Below are 16,954 nucleotides of genomic sequence, written 5' to 3' on the forward strand. Positions count from 1 at the left end.
AAAAATATTTTTTTGAAGACCTTTTTTTCGTTCAAAATTTCGTGTTTGAAAAAATTATTTTTAGAGCACGTAAAATCCACAAATAAATTTTATAAATTCTTTACCACCAATTGAACCGTATAACGACTTTTGTGTTCGAGTAAAATTTTCTTATTAACGCAAACCCTTTCTATCGTTGCTTGATCGTAATAGCGAATGGTAATTAATTCTAAATTATCATTGTACAAAACCCGAAAATATTTTTGAAGCAAAGCAATCAGTTTGGGAATTTTTTTTTCGTCATTGTCCATACAAACCGAAAAACTTATCGCAGAATTTTGCATCACATTTATCGTCATCCGATGTTCTGCGAAAAGTTTAAAAATAGTACTTAAATTTTCTTCTGCGATGAATGAAAAATCTTTCGGAGAAATAGAAATTAAAATCTGATTTATCTTGAAAATAAAGGACGGAATGGGCAAGGAAGTTTGCAAATGATTAATAATAGTTCCTTCTTTTTCGGGCGCCATAAACGATTTTACGTACAGTGGAATTTTTTTATTTTGAAGCGGTTTAATTGTTTTCGGATGAATAACCGTTGCTCCGTAATACGCTAATTCAATGGCATCTTGATAAGAAAGGTGTTCTATTTTTTGTGTTGTATCAAACCATTTTGGATCTGCGTTCAGCACGCCTTGCACATCTTTCCAAATAGTAACACTTTCTGCATCCAGCGCGTACGCGAGGATTGCCGCAGTATAATCAGAACCTTCGCGCCCTAAAGTTGTCGTAAAATTTTCGGAAGTGCCGCCAATAAAACCTTGTGTTACAAAAATATTTATTTCGGTGTTCAAAAAAATATTTTTTGAAATCTCTTCCGTAACCTCCCAATTTACAGTACCTGCGCGGTAAGTATTGTCGGTACGAATAATATCGCGTACGTCTTTCCAGCCGTTTTTTATTCCAGTTTCAGACAAATACGCACTCACAATTTTAGTTGAAATAATTTCTCCGACAGAAACAATTTGATCGTATTCCTGATCGTAGGAATATTCCGGAAGCCCTTCTATCGCCCAATCCAATTCTACAAACGCATTGTTTATTTCATTGTAAACAGGATGGTTTTTATTCGGAAAAAGTTGTTCTAAAATATCAAAATGATATTTTTTTATTTCGTCTAATATCTTGGCAGGAATTTCTTTTTGATAAAAAAAAGCATCTGTTAAACGTTCCAGCGCATTCGTAATTTTTCCCATCGCAGAAACCACAATGACAACATTTTCGTGTTGGAATTGTCTCATTATTTTTGCTACATTTCTAACGCCTTCAGCATCTTTCACGGACGCTCCGCCAAACTTAAATATTTTCATTTTTTATTTATTAATCTCTTCTTCCGTCAGTTTGCAATTGATCCATTCGGCATCAAAATGGGAATTTAATTTTTTGTAAAATTCGATGGCTGATTCATTCCAATTTAATACTTGCCATTCCATTCGCCTTGCTTTCATTGATTTTGCGACTTTTACTACTTCTTGAAATAATTTTTTTCCGATACCAAATTTCCGAAAAGATTCTTTCACAATAATATCTTCTAAAAAAACACATTTGCCTTTCCACGTAGAATATTTGATGTAGTACAAAGCAATTCCTACAATTTTTTTTTCACTTGTTTCTGCCACAAAAAAATGAAAAATAGGAGTTGCTCCGAAACCGTCGCGTTCTAACTCTTGCACCGTTACGGCAACTTCGTCGGACGCTTTTTCGAACGCAGCCAAATCTTTTATCAACTCTAAGAGTGCTGCTAAATCTCGCTTTTCGCCTTGTCGGAGGATATATTCCATATCGCTTTTTTGAGGAAGCAAAGTTAAACTATTTTGCACATGAAAATTTTACGATATTTGCCTTTTCAAAAATAAAAAAACACCATGAGCAAAGTAAAGACACTTGGGCAATTCATCATCGAAAAACAATCTGATTTTCCGTATTCAAAAGGCGAATTATCTAGACTTTTAAGAGACATCGGAATAGCCGCCAAAATTGTAAACAGAGAAGTAAACAAAGCTGGATTGGCAGATATATTGGGCGAAGTAGGCGAAATAAATGTGCAAGGCGAAAGCGTAAAGAAATTAGATATGTTTGCAAACGAACAATTTATTGCAGCCTTGAGTATGGGTGGAGAGTGCTGTGCCATTGCTTCGGAAGAGAATGAGGACATTGTGTTGATTGATAATCACGTGTCGGCAAATGCGAAATATGTGGTGGCAATAGATCCTTTGGATGGTTCTTCGAACATTGATGTGAATGTTTCGGTGGGAACTATTTTTTCTATTTACCGCCGGACGTCGCTTACTGGACCGGGAACCTTGGAAGATTTTTTACAACGAGGAACCGAACAAGTGGCTGCAGGATATATTATTTATGGATCTTCTACCATGCTTGTTTACACGACAGGTAAAGGTGTTAACGGATTTACACTGGATCCTTCCATCGGAGAATTTTGTTTGTCGCATCCTAATATGATGATGGCAAAAAATGGAAAAACATATTCCATTAACGAAGGTTATTACATTCATTTTCCGGATGGCGTGAAAAAATACATTAAGTATTGTCAGGAAGAAGACGCGAAAACAAATCGTCCGTATTCCTCGCGCTACATTGGTTCTGCGGTTGCTGATGTGCACCGAAATTTAATTACAGGCGGCATTTATATTTATCCCACTACTTCTAAATCTCCGAGCGGAAAATTGCGTTTGTTGTACGAATGCAATCCGATGGCATTTATTGTTGAACAAGCAGGAGGAAAGGCAACTGATGGCTTTTCGCGTATTATGGAACAAGACATCAAATCACTTCACCAACGCACTCCTTTTTATTGCGGATCGTCTGAAATGGTGGAGCTTTGCAAAGAATACATGGCAAAATATTCTGCCGTAGAAAGCAAAAATTAAGTAAAACGATAATTTGGATATCCGCGCAATTAGTATAAATTTGTGCTTCCAAAAAAATATTTTTTCAAATGGCAACAACATCAGATATAGGCGTGGGATCCGTCATCCGTTTTAATGGCGAATTGTGTTACATTACCGAATATCAACATCGTACACCCGGAAATTTGCGCGCATTTTATCAAGCAAAAATGAAAAATTTAAAGAGCGGAAAATCGGTGGAATACCGTTTCCGTTCTGGCGAAGAAGTTGAAATGGTACGCGTGGATTATCGCATGTTGCAATTTATTTATGCAGAAGGCGAACACATTGTATGTATGGATACGACTACGTTTGAACAAATTTATGTTCCTGCAAATCTTTTTGGTGACGGATTTAAATTTATGAAAGAAGGAATGGAAGTGAAAGTTTCTTTCGAAGAAGATTTGGCACTATCCGCGGAAGCGCCAACGTTTGTGGAATTGGTTATTACCTATACCGAGCCTGGCGTAAAAGGCGATACTGCAACCAATACTTTAAAACAAGCAACGCTGGAAACAGGTGCTGTTATTAACGTTCCGCTTTTTATTGATGAAGGAGAAAAAATTAAAGTAGATACACGCAACAGTTCTTACGTGGAAAGAGTAAAATAAATTTTAAATATCTTTTAGTATTTCGCGTCTCGAAAAAATATTTTTTCGAGACGCTTTTTTTTGCGTTCAAATTTTAGCGAAGATTTCTCAAATAAATGTACCTTTGAATCGTATTAATCTTGGCTATTTAAAATAGTTTCATTACGAAAAATGAAAAAATATTTTTACAGATGAAAATAAATCCTTCTCAAAAATTAAAAGCAATTGCTGCGATTATTAATGCCGAATTTGAAGGCAATCCCGACCACATCGTAAGCGGATTAAATGAAATTCACAAAGTAGAAGCGGGGGATATTGTTTTTGTGGATCATCCTAAATATTATGATAAAGCCTTGAAATCAAAGGCGGATACGATTCTTATCAACCAAAAAGTAATTTGTCCGGAAGGCAAAGCATTAATTTTTTCCGACGATCCTTTTAGAGATTACAATAGTTTAGTCAATCATTTTCAGCCGGAAAAATTTTCTTTGGAACCGATTAGCGATACCGCGAAAATTGGAAAAGATACCGTGATTATGCCAGGTGTTTATTTGGGCAATAATGTGAGTGTTGGCAGCAATTGCGTGCTGCATCCGAATGTGGTTATTTATGATAATTGCATCATCGGAAACAATGTCATTATTCACTCAAATACCGTAATTGGCGGACATGCTTTTTACTATAAAAAACGTCCAGAAAAATTTGATAAAATGATTTCTTGCGGGCGTGTTGTGATCCACGATAACGTGGAAATTGGCGCGTGTTGTACCATCGATAAAGGTGTTTCTGGCGATACGATTATCGGAGAAGGAACAAAAATAGACAATCAAATACAAGTTGGGCATGATACCGTAATCGGGAAAATGTGTTTGTTTGCTTCAGGAGTGGGCGTTGCAGGCGTTGTAACAATTGAAGACAACGTAACGCTTTGGGGACAAGTAGGTGTTAAAAGTGATGTGAAAATTGGCAAAGGTGCTGTTGTTTTGGCGCAATCGGGTGTGGGTGGTGATTTAGAAAGTGGAAAAACATATTTTGGTACACCGGCAAGTGAAGCACGCGGAAAAATGCGCGAAATGGCGCTGCTGAAAAGGCTTCCGGAGATTGTAGAAAGATTGAAATAATCCTGTTTCAAAAAATAATTTTTCGTGGACATTTACTCAAAAAAACATCGCTGGAAATTATTTCTTTTTATTTCAGCGCTCGTTATCATTGGCTTTTCCTTGTGGTACACGAATACACTTGTACATAAAATTGCGAGTGATGAGCGGAATAAAGTTCAGCTATGGGCGGATGCCATTCAGCGCAAAGCGAGTTTAGTAAAATACACGAACGATCTATTTAAAAAAATAAAATCCGAAGAGCGCGAAAAAGTAGAATTGTGGGCGCAAGGCACGAAGGAATTAGCAAATCCTGATTTTAATTCGGGCGATGTGAGTTTTATTTTTGAAGTAATAAAAAATAACCAAACGGTTCCCGTTATTTTAACGGATGAAAAAGGAAAAATTATTTCTGCGCGTAATTTAGATTCGCTCAAACAAAATGACACTACTTATCTTCGCCAGCAATTACAAGCCATGCGGGCACAACACGATCCAATAGAAATTGAAATTTCCAGCGGACGAAAAAATTATTTATACTACAAAGATTCTAAACTTTTCAGCCAATTAAAAAATGTGTTGGACGATCTCATCAAATCATTTATTTCGGAAGTAGCTATCAATTCCGCCTCCGTGCCAGTTATTTTTACTGATTCGACGAAACAAAATATCGTGGCTTCTGGAAACATAGACTCCGCTCATTTGAAAAATAAAGCGTTTCTTTCCGAAACCATTGATCTCATGGCTTCTGAACATGCCCCGATTGAAATTGATTTAGGTGAAAAAGGAAAAAATTATATTTTTTATCAAGATTCGTTTATCCTCACACAATTAAAATATTATCCTTATGCCCAATTTTTAATCATCGGATTATTTTTAATTATCGCTTATACTTTATTCAGTACATCGCGTAGCATCGAGCAAAATCAAGTTTGGGTGGGTATGTCGAAAGAAACAGCACATCAGCTCGGAACGCCTTTGTCATCGCTGCTTGCCTGGGTTGAATATTTGAAATTGAAAAACATGGACGATGAAATGTTGCATCAAGTGGAACAAGATATCAAGCGTTTAGAAACCATTACGGAACGTTTTTCAAAAATCGGATCTTTGCCTGTTTTACAAGTAGAGAATTTGGTGGAAGTAACGGAAAAGGCGATCGAATACATTAAAACACGAACGTCTAAAAATGTACATTTTATTCTTTTAGCAGATCATAAAACGCCTGTTTTTGCATCTATCAACGTGCCACTTTTTGAATGGGTGATTGAAAATTTATGTAAGAATGCAGTAGATGCGATGACGGGAAAAGGAATCATTACAGTTGCCTTTGAAGATCAGGAAAATCAAGTATTTATAGATATTACAGATACTGGGAAAGGTATTCCGAAATCGAATTTTAAAACTGTTTTTGAACCTGGTTATACCACTAAAAAGCGTGGTTGGGGGCTCGGATTATCACTCGTAAAAAGGATTATAGAAAATTACCATTCTGGGAAAATTTTTGTCAAGCACTCGGAAACTGGTAAAGGCACTACATTTCGCATTGTCATAAAGAAATAATTATGGCAGGTATTTACATTCATATTCCTTTTTGTAAGCAGGCGTGCAATTATTGCGATTTTCATTTTTCTACTTCTTTGAATCAAAAAAATAATTTTTTGGAGGCTTTAAAAAATGAAATTTTTCTTCAAAAAAATTACCTAGAAAAGCAAAAAATAAAAACGATTTATTTCGGAGGAGGAACTCCTTCGATACTTTCTGCGGATGAGTTAAATGTTATTTTTGAAGAAATTCAAAAACAGTTTGACATTGCTTCAGACGCAGAAATAACAATAGAAGCCAATCCTGATGATTTATCTCCGACTAAAATAAAGGCGTTGAAAAATAATTTTTTCAATCGATTTAGTATTGGCATTCAAAGTTTTTTTGATCGAGATTTGAAATTCATGAATCGTGCACACACTTCTACGGAAGCCATTTCTTCTGTAAAAGGCTTGCAGGATGCGGGTTTTGAAAATATTTCCATCGATTTAATTTATGGAATTCAACGGTTAAGTGATGCGCGTTGGAAAATTAATTTACAAAATGCCTTCGAGTTAGAAGTGAAACATATTTCAGCATATTGCCTGACAGTAGAGCCTCGTACGGCTTTGGCACATGCTATCAAAAATAAAAAAATCGAAAATATAGACGATCAACAAGGAGCATCTCAGTTTGAAATAATGTTGGAGGAGATGAAAAAAAATAATTTTTTGCAGTATGAAATTTCCAATTTTTGTCGCGACAATTATTTTTCAAAACACAATAGTAATTATTGGTTAAAAGAACATTATTTAGGATTGGGACCTTCCGCACATTCTTACAACGGCAATAGCAGACAATGGAATGTGGCGAACAATGTGCGTTATATACAGGCATTGAATGAAAATAAATTGGATATTGAAAAAGAAGATTTAACACCTCAAAAAAATTATAATGAATATATTTTAACTTCGCTGAGAACGATGTGGGGAACGGATTTGAACTACATCGAAACTAATTTTGGAACTGATTTTTTGAAACAATGTTTGAATGAATCTGAAAAATATATTCAGTCGAAAGATATTTTATTACAAGAAAAGAAATTATTTTTAAGCGATAAAGGAAAATTAATCGCAGATAAAATTGCGTCCGAACTTTTTAGTATTAATTAAAAAAATATGTTTACAACCATCAACCACAAAGGAAAAAATTACAAAACGGATTTATCGCAACCGATGGATATTTCCATTCCCTTGCGTGCTGGAGTTGATAATGTAAATGCTTGGTACGTTCCACCAGTAACAATGGAGCCTGTTAGAAATGCAGATTTTATTGGTGCTGTAAGTGAAGGTGGTTCCGTAAATTTCAGGAATATTTTTTTTAATCCGCACGGAAATGGTACGCATACCGAATGTGTAGGACATATCAGCAAAGAATTTTACAGTATTAATCAGTGTTTGAAAAATTATTTTTTCATCGCACAAGTCGTTACTATTTTACCAGATGAATTGGAAAATGGAGATCAGATTATTACTAAAAAACACATCGAAAATTGTTTGGACGGAAATCATCCTGAAGCGATAATTATTAGGACGTTGAGTAATCCTATTTCAAAAATTAATTTTCAATATTCCAATTCCAATCCTCCTTTTTTACATCACGAAGCAGCTAAATACATCGTGGATAGTGGTATCCAGCATTTATTAATTGATCTTCCTTCGGTTGATAAAGAAAGAGATGACGGAAAATTATTGGCACATCATACTTTCTGGGAATATCCTCAAAACACGCAAAAACATCGAACCATCACCGAATTAATTTATGTGCCGAATACTATTTTAGATGGAGAATATTTTTTGAATTTACAAATAGCCAGTTTCGAAAACGATGCGAGCCCAAGTAAACCCGTGCTTTTCCGCTTGGTAAAATAATTTTTTCGGAAGTAATTTTATCTCCAATATCCCGATACCCATTCAGATCCATTCGGGCGGTTTATCCAATATCCGTGTACCCAAACGTGTCCAACGCGTTCTCTTATCCAATAGCCCCGCCTCCATTGATATTGCCCAAATCGGCGATTCCAGTGCCAGTGTCCTTCGATCCAAATATAATGGCTGCCGGGGCAAACAGGTCGTATTCCTTCAACTGGTGCTATGGGTCGTATGCGAACTACAAATTGCGCTTGTGCGCTGTTGCTGCTAAAAAGGATTAATAACAGAATTACGGATAATGTTGCAATTATTTTTTTCATGTTTTTTGTCCTCCTGAAAAATTTAATTTTTGACTTGTATATTTTAAAACAGTTTAATTCGAACGATTTCTTTTTCAGAAACAAAGAGGAAGAAATCCCTACTTTTACACCGCTAACCAAAATCGTACCACACATGAAAACATTTGCGCGTTATTTTATACAAGGCTTGCTAATAACGGTTCCGGTGGTATTTACCGGATTTATTATTTTCAAAATATTTTTATTTATCGGCTCTTTGTTGAATATGTTTGGCTTGATTTTTAATCCCTACATCGATCCATTTATTGAACTTTCAGTATTATTATTGCTGATATTTTTGATGGGAATGTTGGGTTCGTCGATTGTTTTCAAATCCTTTTTTACGGTATTTGAACATTTGATTGAAAGAGCTCCACTTGTAAAAATTATTTATTCATCAGTAAAAGATTTTTTATCCGCATTTGTCGGACAAAAAAAACGATTCAATCGTCCGGTGTTAGTTATTATCAACCGCGAAGCGAGTGTTCAGCAATTAGGATTTATTACGCAAGATGATTTAGCAGAATTAGGAATAAAAGACGGACGAGTAGCTGTTTATATGCCACTTTCGTACGCATTCTCGGGACGCTTGGTCATTGTTCCGAAAGAAAACATTACGCTTTTAGACGCATCTGCATCGGATGTCATGAAATTTATTATTTCGGGTGGTGTTACAGAAATTGAGTAAAACTAATATTTCGAAAAAAATGAGGTTGAAAAATTATTTTTTTGAAGAGGTGATTTTTAGTTCTAAGATTTTCTTGTATCTTGCTATTGATTTTCGAATGAGAATTAACTAAAAAACATAAACGTTATGAAAAAAATACTACTTACTGCCTTGGCTTTTTCTTGTGTGCTATCTGTCTTTGCACAAAAAATAAAAGTAAACGAAGCCGATGAAAAGATCGGAAATGGAACTAATAATGCCTTGGTCGTTTCCATCTATGGTGCGAGTATCAAGGATATTGAGCACGAATGGAAATCCATGATGAAAGATTATGGCGCTAAAGTTTCTACAAAGGATGGCGTTTTTGCGGACAATGCAGTTATCAAACAAATGGGGAATAATACTGTTGATATTTACGAAAAAAGTGAAGATAAAAAAAATGGAGAAGTAAAATTCATGGTAGCTTTCGACCTTGGTGGAGCTTATCTTTCCTCTTCTGCACAATCGGATAAATATAAAATAGCTGAAAAAATAGTACATGATTTTGCTGTAAAAATGACCAGAGAGGCGATCGAAGAACAATTGAAACAACAACAAAAAGCACTCAACAAATTAAATGATCAACAAAAGGATTTGGTGCACGACAACGATAAAATGAATAAAGACATTAAAAATTATCAAGATAAAATTAAAAATGATCAAGATGCACTTGTGAAGAATAAAGCCGATCAAGAGAAAAAACAACAAGAAATAAATGGACAGCAAAAAGTGGTGGATGATGTGAATAAGAAAGCGAAAGCAGTGGAATAATATTTGTATTAAGTTAAAAAAGCGCCTCGAAAAAATATTTTTTCGAGGCGCTTTTTTTGTATTCAAAAAAATAATTTTTGAGAGCGATAAAATTTAGCTTTTCCAGCCGAGTGTTTTTTGTGCGCGTTTGCGGAGTTTATCAATTTCTTCTATCGGAGAAGTCATTAAATCGTTCAGTTGCGTAACTTTTTCATTGTCTTCGCTTGCATTTTGTTCTGGATAAATAACTACGAAACTGTTGCGCTGAAAGTGTTTGGCGAGTTTTTTTGGTATGTTATCCAAATACGGATTATAGGAAATGGTATGTGGGCGCGCATTAATCATTACAATTAGATCGTCTGGATTGATGTCTCGCGAAAGCATTAAAAAATCTTGCCATTCGTCAAAAACTTGAAAAGAAATATCGGCAGAAAATTTATTTTTCATCGCTTCGGATTTTATTTTTTCGGCACTAATTTGTGTGCTGAAAAAAATAATTTTTGAACCCGTTTGATCCGACAATATTTTCATCGATTTTATCCATCTGGAAAAACCAATTTCCAGTTCTGCATTTTCGGGAACAAGCGTAATTATTTTTCGAAGCGTATTGAGTGGATGAATGATTTTTGTTACGAAAATCATCTGATCTGTATTTTGAAGTAAATTGTCTAACACACTTCCGAAAATGCGATCTGTAGCGGAAATAGCAGCATTCCATCCAATAATGACATCCGTAATAATTAATTCTTTGATGGCTCTGATAATTCCGCTGGAAACGTTGATATCCACACGCGAAACGTTTTGTATTTTTTGTTCCAGCGCAGAAGCATGAATCGCTAATTTTTCGAGCATTTTATCATTTGCTAAAATTTTTTCGCGCGCTTCTTCATCATCTTTCACAACAACCAAAGGGTATAGCGGACTTTTCGATTTCGGATTTTTAATCATAAAAGCCAAATCAATCAAGCGTTCAATCGTATTTGGGTTGGAGATTGGTATTAAAATTCGTTGTGGAATCTGCGTCATATCAGGCTTTTTCTCACCTTCTATAATCGCTAATTTTCGTCCGTTATTTTCTACAATAAAAGAACTTACGAGACAGGTAATTAAAATCAATAAAATAGTTCCGTTCAAGGTATTTTCATTAAACAATCCCATTTTAAAACCTACTAAAACAACAGCCAATGTAGCAGCGGCATGAGAAGTACTCATCCCAAAAATAAGTTTTCGCTCGATGGCAGAAAAGCGGAAAATTTTTTGTGTAACAAAAGAAGCCAACCATTTTCCAATGTAGGCTGCGATGATAATGGTTCCAGCAACTACAAAGGCGTGGCTGCCATTAAACAAGACGTGTAAATCAACCAACATGCCTACGTTTATCAGAAAAAATGGAATGAAAAGAGTGTTGCCGACAAATACAATTCGGTTCATCAAAGCAGATGTGTGTGGAATTAATCGGTTCAGTGCGAGCCCAGCTAAAAATGCACCAATAATAGGTTCTACGCCGGCAAGTTCTGCTAAAAATGCAGAAGTAAAAACAACAGCGAGCACAAAAACAAATTGGGAACTTCCTTCGCCTTCGAGCTTACGAAAAAACCATCTCCCGATGCGCGGAATAATTATCAATACAATCAATACAAAAATTAATAGAGAAATACCGAGTCGGATCCAAAATTCGGAATTGAGTCCGCCTTTTGCTGAACCTGTAATTACTGCCAATACAAGGAGAACGGCGGTGTCGGTAATAATCGTTCCGCCAATTGTCATCGTTACAGATTTACTTTTGGTTAAGCCCAAACGGCTTATAATTGGGTACGTAATTAAGGTGTGCGATGCAAACATGCTTGCTAAAAGAATGGAAGATGTGAAGCTAAATTTTAAAAAATAAAATGAAATGGCGGTTCCGAAACAGAGCGGAAAAAGAAAAGTAAGTGTGCCAAAAAACAAGCTGAGGTTTTTATTTTTGATAAAATCATTTAGGTCGATTTCCAAGCCTGCCAAAAACATAATATACAGCAAACCGATGGTTCCAAATAAATCAATGCTGGAATTTTTGACCAATAAATTGGTGCCGTGCGGACCAATTATGACACCTGCAATGATTAATCCGATGATACCTGGAATGCGTAATTTTTTTAATAAAATAGGTGCGAATAAAATAATAGAAAGAACCAATGCGAACACGAGTACATTGTCTTGAAGCGGCAAAGAAAAATCAACAGAAAGTAGTGTCATCGGTAAATTTATGTTTGTGCCCTGAGGGAGACTCGAACTCCCAAGGATAGACTCCAACGGCTTCTGAGACCGCAACGTTTACCAATTTCGCCATCAGGGCACTAAAATTATCGTAAAGATATAATTATCGAAATGATAATCTTCGATTTTTTCGGATACAAAAAAGAGTCTTTAGAAAAATAATTTTTCGAGACAGAAAATCAAGAGGGTTATTCCGATTGATTTTTTACCTTTGACATTTATTCATAACGCTATTTTATGGAATTTCACTACATCCTCGCACTTCACATCATTTTTATAGTAACTTGGTTTGCTGGACTTTTTTACATGCCGCGACTTTTTATTTATCACGTAGAAGCAGAAAAAAAACCGGAGCTCGAAAAAAAAATTCTGCAAACGCAATTTAAAATAATGGAAAAAAATTTGTGGTACATCATCACTTGGCCCTCGATGATTTTAACCTTACTATTTGGTCCATGGATGGTGATTTTAAATCCAAGTTATTTAACGCACCCGTATTTTATTTTGAAATTATGTTTCGTTTTTGGATTGATTGTATACCATTTCCGTTGCCACATTATTTTCAAACAATTGCAAAATGACATCATCAAAACCACTTCTTTTCGCTTGCGTCTTTTTAACGAAATCGCCACTGTTTTTTTATTTGCTATCGTTTTTATAATTGTTTTAAAAGATCAAACCAGCTTTATTTGGGGCTTACTCGGCTTGATTGTTTTTGCCGCTATGATGTTTGTCGTGATTAAGATGTACAAAAAAAGCAGAGAGAAAAACGAGCAGAAATAAAATAAAATGTACTGAAAGCTCCCGTTGTTTCGGATTCTTCGTTTCACTCAGAATGATAAAATGTTTTTTGAATCTCGTTTCTAATTGTCATTCTGAACGGAGTGAAGAATCTATTTTGTAAAATCACTACACGAATTTATCGCCTTTTTCCACTTTTACATCATTCACAAAAGTGCGTATTTGCTGTTCGTCTTGTTTTTTACAGATCAATAAAATATTGTCGGAATCCACTACGATATAATCTTCCAAGCCTTCAATCACAGCTAATTTTCCAGCAGAAACATTCACAATACATTTTTTAGAATCGTACATCATCACATTTTTTCCGACAATCGCATTTTCGTTTTCGTCTTTTTTGATGTGATTATAAAGCGATCCCCAGGTTCCTAAATCCGACCACCCGATGACGGAAGAGCGCACATACACGTTGTCGGCTTTTTCCATCACACCATAATCAATTGAAATATTTTTGCAACGAGAGTACGCTTGCTTAATAAAATTAGGCTCTTCAGGAGTATCGTATTTTCCGATTCCTTCTTTAAAAATAGAATGCATTTCGGGCAAATGTTTTTCAAATGCTTCGACAATACTTTTGGCTGTCCAAATAAAAATACCCGAATTCCAAAGGAAATCACCACTTTTCATGAAAAAAGTCGCCATTTCCAAGTCCGGCTTTTCTGTAAATGTTTTTACTTTTTTGATGCGCGAATCTTTTTCTTTTTTGTCAGAATCTTGGTATTGAATGTATCCGTAACCCGTGTCTGGCCGGCTTGGCTTGATGCCTAAAGTAACCAAACAATTATCAGCGCTTGCTTTTTTGAAACAAGATTTAACAGCTTTTATAAACGTATTTTCTTTTAAGATAAGATGATCGGAAGGTGCCACAACAATGTTCGCTTCCGGATTGGTTTGATAAATTTTATAACAAGCATAAGCTACGCAGGGTGCGGTATTTTTACGTGCAGGTTCACACAAAATATTTTTTTCGGGAATATCTGGTAATTGTTCGCGCACCATATTTTTGTACAATTCATTGGTAACAACAAAAATATTTTCTTTCGGACAAAGTGGTAAAAAGCGCGAATATGTTTGTTGCAATAAAGAACTCCCAGTTCCCAAAATATCTAAAAATTGTTTTGGATGTGCGGTGCGACTCATGGGCCAAAAGCGGCTTCCAATACCTCCCGCCATGATCACACAAAAGTTTTTATCTTTTTTTCTCGAAAGGATTTTCCGAGGATCTAAAAAATATTTTTTCAAAGCCATTTTCTATGATAATTTTTTCAATGCGTTTTTTAAATTTTCAAAAAAGCCTTTTATATCTTCCATGGAAGCTGTTCCTACTGAAAGGCGATACCAAGCAGAATCTCCGGAAGAACCAAATGCGTAAAAAGGAACAATAGCAATTTTTGCTTCGTCTAAAATATATTTTGTAACGTCTTTTGTGTCGTGTAAAATTTTTCCATCTGCAGTTTTCTTTCCTTGTAATTTTATTTGAACCGTTAGATAAATAGCTGCTTGCGGAGCAATCGCATTTACTGAAAAGCCCTCGTTTTTCAATTCCATAAAGCCTTTGTAAAAAGAATCCAAACGTTGAAAAATTTGTTGTTTGAAAGGATTTAAAAAATGATCAACAGCCGCATCGTTTACCAAAAATTTGGCGGTTGCTAATTGTTCTGCTTTTGGCGACCAAGCTCCCACGTGACTTAAAATCGCTTTCATTTTATCAATCACTTTTTTAGGTCCCATTGCCCAACCAACTCGAACACCAGTGGCGGCAAATGCTTTCGAAATACCGTCAATAAAAATGGTGTAATTTTTCATTTCAGGACGTAAGGTAATTGGGTTGAAATGCTTGGTATCAGAAAAAGTGAGCATCCAATAAACTTGATCAAAAAGCAAATACAATGGCTTTTCATTTTCGCCTCTGCGTTTATTTTCTGCTAAAATTAAATCACAAATTTCTTCTAAACCTTTTTTGGTAAATGTAGTTCCAGTGGGATTTAGAGGCGAACAAACAGCCAGCATTGCCGCTTTCTGAATGTGCGGTTTTAATTCTTCCGCAGTGGGCATAAAATTATTCTCCATCTTTGTTTCCACCATGATGCAATTGGCGTAAGAAAGATGTGTGTAGTGATTATTATTCCAAGAAGGAACTGGAAATAAAATAGAATCGTTTGGGTCAATTAATGCTTGATAAGTAGCGTAAATCAATGGGCGTGCGCCTCCGGAAATTAAAATTTCGTCTGCTTTAAAATCTAATTCTTGTCGCTTTTTTAAAAAATGTGCAACCGAATTTATCAAAGCAGGCATTCCGCTGGCAGCGGGATAATTGGTTTCATTGTTCGTATATTCTTCTATTATTGCCGCCTTTAATTCGTTAGGAATGGGAAACATTTTGGGATTAAAATCGCCAATCGTTAGGTTGTAAATTTTTTCTCCATTCTTAATTTTTTCATTCACTTCGGCAGCCAGCTTTATAATTTCTGAACCAATCAATGTTTCTGCCATTTGCGACACTTTTAAGTCGCGCATTTTTTCAATTGTTGAAGTGCTCATGTTTTTGATGTTATTTATTGTCCGACAAATTTAATAAAATAACATTCGCGGATAAATTTAGGAGAATTAAATAATGGATATCTCTACACTTTCTTTATAATTGTGATGAAAAAAAATGTCATTCTCAACTTGATTCAGAATCTGCACGATGCAACGCGGTATCATTGCGGGAAAATTTAGGTTTTTCCATCTGCTCCAGAGGAGTGGAATAGTAATAGAAAATAACCAATCGTTAACCTGTTTTTAGCTCCGAAGGAGAGGAATAACATTCAATACAAAGAGAATTACCTTTCAAATAGCGTGTTTGTACTGCTACTTCGGAGCTATCTGTTTTTCTGCATCGAATTTCTCTTTTCATTTTAAAAGCCTCACCTAAATCCTCTCTCTTGGAGAGAATTTAGCACTTAGCTCCCTTCTCCAAAGGAGAAGGGCTGGGGATGAGGCTCGTTTATTCAAAATCTGATGTCGCTTTTTTATTTTGCATCTACACATTTTCAAATCTTCCAATTTAATTGCGTAAAAAAGTTATTTTTGTGGCGATAAGAGATAATTAATGGCAATTAAGAAAAACATTCTTTCGACACTTCTTTTTTTAGTTGCTGGCACGCTCGGTGTTTTTGCTCAACCGTATGTGGATATTGTAAACACAGGCTGTCAATTGTTTTCTTCGTCTTATGTGCATGTGAATAATACTCCTTCGCAAAACCAAACGAACGATTATTATTTAAATCTTTTTTTCCCGAAGCAGCTCAAAAATAAAGATGTGTTGTTGTTTCGCATCAATGCGGAAAGAGTAGATTCCTACAGCAGTGATTCTTCATCTAATTCTCCTTCTGCTTCCTTGTACGCCTTGTCGGTTCCTGTTGGCATGCAAATCCTTTCCAAAAACGAAAAATGGAAAACTACTTTTTTAGCGATTCCAAAAATTGCGGGAGCACTTCAAAATTCGATAACAGCAAAAGAATTTCAAATGGGAGGCGCGTTGTTATTTACCTATCAAAAAAATAATTTTTTAGAATATAAAATTGGTTTGTATTACAACCGCGAAGCATTCGGGAATTTTTTTATGCCGCTTGGCGCAATTGAATGGAAAGCAAATAAACATTGGAAATTTTACGGAATTATACCCAGCAATTATTACGTAGAATATAAGTGTAACGATAAACTATTTTTCGGGCTTAATTTCAAAGCCTTCACACGATCATTCCAATTAGCTGCCTCTCAAAATAATGATTACGTGCGTTACAACGAAGAAGAGTTGAAGTTTTATGTAGATTATTTTGTCTATAAAAAACTACTTGCATTTGCGGAAGCAGGTTATAATCTTGGTAAAAACCCCATTCAGTATAATGAAGGAACATCTTTTTACTGCGATACCAACCCGATTTATTCTCCTGTAAAAAACTATTTTCTTTTTAACTTTGGCATCGCTTATCGTTTGCGTTTTGATTTACTGGAGACGAAAATATAATACAAAA

General features: G+C 35.4%; 16 protein-coding genes and 1 tRNA gene. 10 read left to right on the plus strand and 7 right to left on the minus strand.

Features of this window, described 5'->3' with window-relative positions:
• Positions 1-89: 89 nt before the first annotated feature.
• Positions 90-1,349, minus strand: a complete 1,260-nt coding sequence (locus ABIZ51_07880) for an aspartate kinase (protein MEO7088692.1) — start codon at positions 1,347-1,349, stop codon at positions 90-92.
• Between the two features lie 3 nt (positions 1,350-1,352).
• Complete coding sequence (locus ABIZ51_07885) at positions 1,353-1,820, minus strand: GNAT family N-acetyltransferase (GenBank protein MEO7088693.1); 468 nt, start codon at positions 1,818-1,820, stop codon at positions 1,353-1,355.
• A gap of 84 nt (positions 1,821-1,904) precedes the next feature.
• Here ABIZ51_07885 and fbp point away from each other — a divergent pair, with 84 nt between their 5' ends.
• From fbp to ABIZ51_07915, 6 genes are all read left to right on the plus strand, one after another.
• On the plus strand, positions 1,905-2,927 hold the full coding sequence (gene fbp / locus ABIZ51_07890) for a class 1 fructose-bisphosphatase (protein ID MEO7088694.1): 1,023 nt from the start codon (positions 1,905-1,907) through the stop codon (positions 2,925-2,927).
• Positions 2,928-2,995: 68 nt separating this feature from the next.
• The gene (gene efp, locus ABIZ51_07895; GenBank protein ID MEO7088695.1) at positions 2,996-3,556 is read left to right on the plus strand and encodes an elongation factor P; all 561 of its coding nucleotides are present in this window, start codon (positions 2,996-2,998) and stop codon (positions 3,554-3,556) included.
• Between the two features lie 170 nt (positions 3,557-3,726).
• Positions 3,727-4,656, plus strand: a complete 930-nt coding sequence (locus ABIZ51_07900; GenBank protein MEO7088696.1) for a UDP-3-O-(3-hydroxymyristoyl)glucosamine N-acyltransferase — start codon at positions 3,727-3,729, stop codon at positions 4,654-4,656.
• A gap of 24 nt (positions 4,657-4,680) precedes the next feature.
• Positions 4,681-6,192 carry a HAMP domain-containing sensor histidine kinase gene (locus ABIZ51_07905; GenBank protein ID MEO7088697.1) on the plus strand — a complete coding sequence of 504 codons (1,512 nt, stop codon included), beginning with the start codon at positions 4,681-4,683 and terminating at the stop codon, positions 6,190-6,192.
• 2 nt (positions 6,193-6,194) lie between these two features.
• On the plus strand, positions 6,195-7,325 hold the full coding sequence (hemW, locus tag ABIZ51_07910; GenBank protein ID MEO7088698.1) for a radical SAM family heme chaperone HemW: 1,131 nt from the start codon (positions 6,195-6,197) through the stop codon (positions 7,323-7,325).
• Between the two features lie 6 nt (positions 7,326-7,331).
• Positions 7,332-8,084, plus strand: coding sequence for a cyclase family protein (locus ABIZ51_07915; GenBank protein MEO7088699.1), 753 nt, complete (start codon positions 7,332-7,334; stop codon positions 8,082-8,084).
• 17 nt (positions 8,085-8,101) lie between these two features.
• On the opposite strand, the gene ABIZ51_07920 is transcribed toward ABIZ51_07915, so the two are convergent.
• Positions 8,102-8,404, minus strand: coding sequence for a hypothetical protein (locus ABIZ51_07920; GenBank protein ID MEO7088700.1), 303 nt, complete (start codon positions 8,402-8,404; stop codon positions 8,102-8,104).
• Here ABIZ51_07920 and ABIZ51_07925 point away from each other — a divergent pair.
• Both ABIZ51_07925 and ABIZ51_07930 read left to right on the plus strand, forming a co-directional pair.
• Positions 8,403-9,110 (plus strand): DUF502 domain-containing protein, encoded by a 708-nt coding sequence (locus ABIZ51_07925; protein ID MEO7088701.1) that lies wholly within the window; start codon positions 8,403-8,405, stop codon positions 9,108-9,110. The genes ABIZ51_07920 and ABIZ51_07925 overlap by 2 nt on opposite strands.
• 126 nt (positions 9,111-9,236) lie before the next feature.
• Entirely contained in the window at positions 9,237-9,899 is a 663-nt protein-coding gene (locus tag ABIZ51_07930; protein MEO7088702.1) for a hypothetical protein, read from the plus strand.
• A gap of 93 nt (positions 9,900-9,992) precedes the next feature.
• Here ABIZ51_07930 and ABIZ51_07935 read toward each other — a convergent pair whose 3' ends face one another.
• On the minus strand, positions 9,993-12,113 hold the full coding sequence (locus ABIZ51_07935) for a cation:proton antiporter (protein MEO7088703.1): 2,121 nt from the start codon (positions 12,111-12,113) through the stop codon (positions 9,993-9,995).
• A 17-nt stretch (positions 12,114-12,130) separates the two neighbouring features.
• A tRNA-Leu gene (locus ABIZ51_07940) sits at positions 12,131-12,213 on the minus strand.
• Between the two features lie 158 nt (positions 12,214-12,371).
• Here ABIZ51_07940 and ABIZ51_07945 point away from each other — a divergent pair.
• Complete coding sequence (locus tag ABIZ51_07945) at positions 12,372-12,917, plus strand: CopD family protein (protein ID MEO7088704.1); 546 nt, start codon at positions 12,372-12,374, stop codon at positions 12,915-12,917.
• Between the two features lie 126 nt (positions 12,918-13,043).
• On the opposite strand, the gene ABIZ51_07950 is transcribed toward ABIZ51_07945, so the two are convergent.
• Positions 13,044-14,108, minus strand: coding sequence for a mannose-1-phosphate guanylyltransferase (locus tag ABIZ51_07950; GenBank protein ID MEO7088705.1), 1,065 nt, complete (start codon positions 14,106-14,108; stop codon positions 13,044-13,046).
• A 78-nt stretch (positions 14,109-14,186) separates the two neighbouring features.
• Entirely contained in the window at positions 14,187-15,476 is a 1,290-nt protein-coding gene (locus ABIZ51_07955) for an aminotransferase class I/II-fold pyridoxal phosphate-dependent enzyme (protein ID MEO7088706.1), read from the minus strand.
• Between the two features lie 553 nt (positions 15,477-16,029).
• Between ABIZ51_07955 and ABIZ51_07960 the strand changes: the two genes are divergently transcribed.
• Positions 16,030-16,947, plus strand: a complete 918-nt coding sequence (locus tag ABIZ51_07960; protein MEO7088707.1) for a DUF6268 family outer membrane beta-barrel protein — start codon at positions 16,030-16,032, stop codon at positions 16,945-16,947.
• Positions 16,948-16,954 lie beyond the last annotated feature (7 nt).

The sequence above is a fragment of the Bacteroidia bacterium genome, assembly GCA_039924845.1.
In the GTDB taxonomy this organism is placed as follows: domain Bacteria; phylum Bacteroidota; class Bacteroidia; order DATLTG01; family DATLTG01; genus DATLTG01.

Coding starts and splice junctions, on each gene's coding strand:
- ABIZ51_07935 (MEO7088703.1), bottom strand. CDS start 12,113: ATGACACTACTTTCTGTTGATTTTTCTTTGCCGCTTCAAGACAATGTA.
- ABIZ51_07960 (MEO7088707.1), top strand. CDS start 16,030: ATGGCAATTAAGAAAAACATTCTTTCGACACTTCTTTTTTTAGTTGCT.
- ABIZ51_07900 (MEO7088696.1), top strand. CDS start 3,727: ATGAAAATAAATCCTTCTCAAAAATTAAAAGCAATTGCTGCGATTATT.
- ABIZ51_07920 (MEO7088700.1), bottom strand. CDS start 8,404: ATGAAAAAAATAATTGCAACATTATCCGTAATTCTGTTATTAATCCTT.
- ABIZ51_07945 (MEO7088704.1), top strand. CDS start 12,372: ATGGAATTTCACTACATCCTCGCACTTCACATCATTTTTATAGTAACT.
- ABIZ51_07885 (MEO7088693.1), bottom strand. CDS start 1,820: ATGGAATATATCCTCCGACAAGGCGAAAAGCGAGATTTAGCAGCACTC.
- ABIZ51_07955 (MEO7088706.1), bottom strand. CDS start 15,476: ATGAGCACTTCAACAATTGAAAAAATGCGCGACTTAAAAGTGTCGCAA.
- ABIZ51_07930 (MEO7088702.1), top strand. CDS start 9,237: ATGAAAAAAATACTACTTACTGCCTTGGCTTTTTCTTGTGTGCTATCT.
- ABIZ51_07950 (MEO7088705.1), bottom strand. CDS start 14,108: ATGGCGGGAGGTATTGGAAGCCGCTTTTGGCCCATGAGTCGCACCGCA.
- ABIZ51_07915 (MEO7088699.1), top strand. CDS start 7,332: ATGTTTACAACCATCAACCACAAAGGAAAAAATTACAAAACGGATTTA.
- fbp (MEO7088694.1), top strand. CDS start 1,905: ATGAGCAAAGTAAAGACACTTGGGCAATTCATCATCGAAAAACAATCT.
- efp (MEO7088695.1), top strand. CDS start 2,996: ATGGCAACAACATCAGATATAGGCGTGGGATCCGTCATCCGTTTTAAT.
- ABIZ51_07925 (MEO7088701.1), top strand. CDS start 8,403: ATGTTTTTTGTCCTCCTGAAAAATTTAATTTTTGACTTGTATATTTTA.
- ABIZ51_07880 (MEO7088692.1), bottom strand. CDS start 1,349: ATGAAAATATTTAAGTTTGGCGGAGCGTCCGTGAAAGATGCTGAAGGC.
- hemW (MEO7088698.1), top strand. CDS start 6,195: ATGGCAGGTATTTACATTCATATTCCTTTTTGTAAGCAGGCGTGCAAT.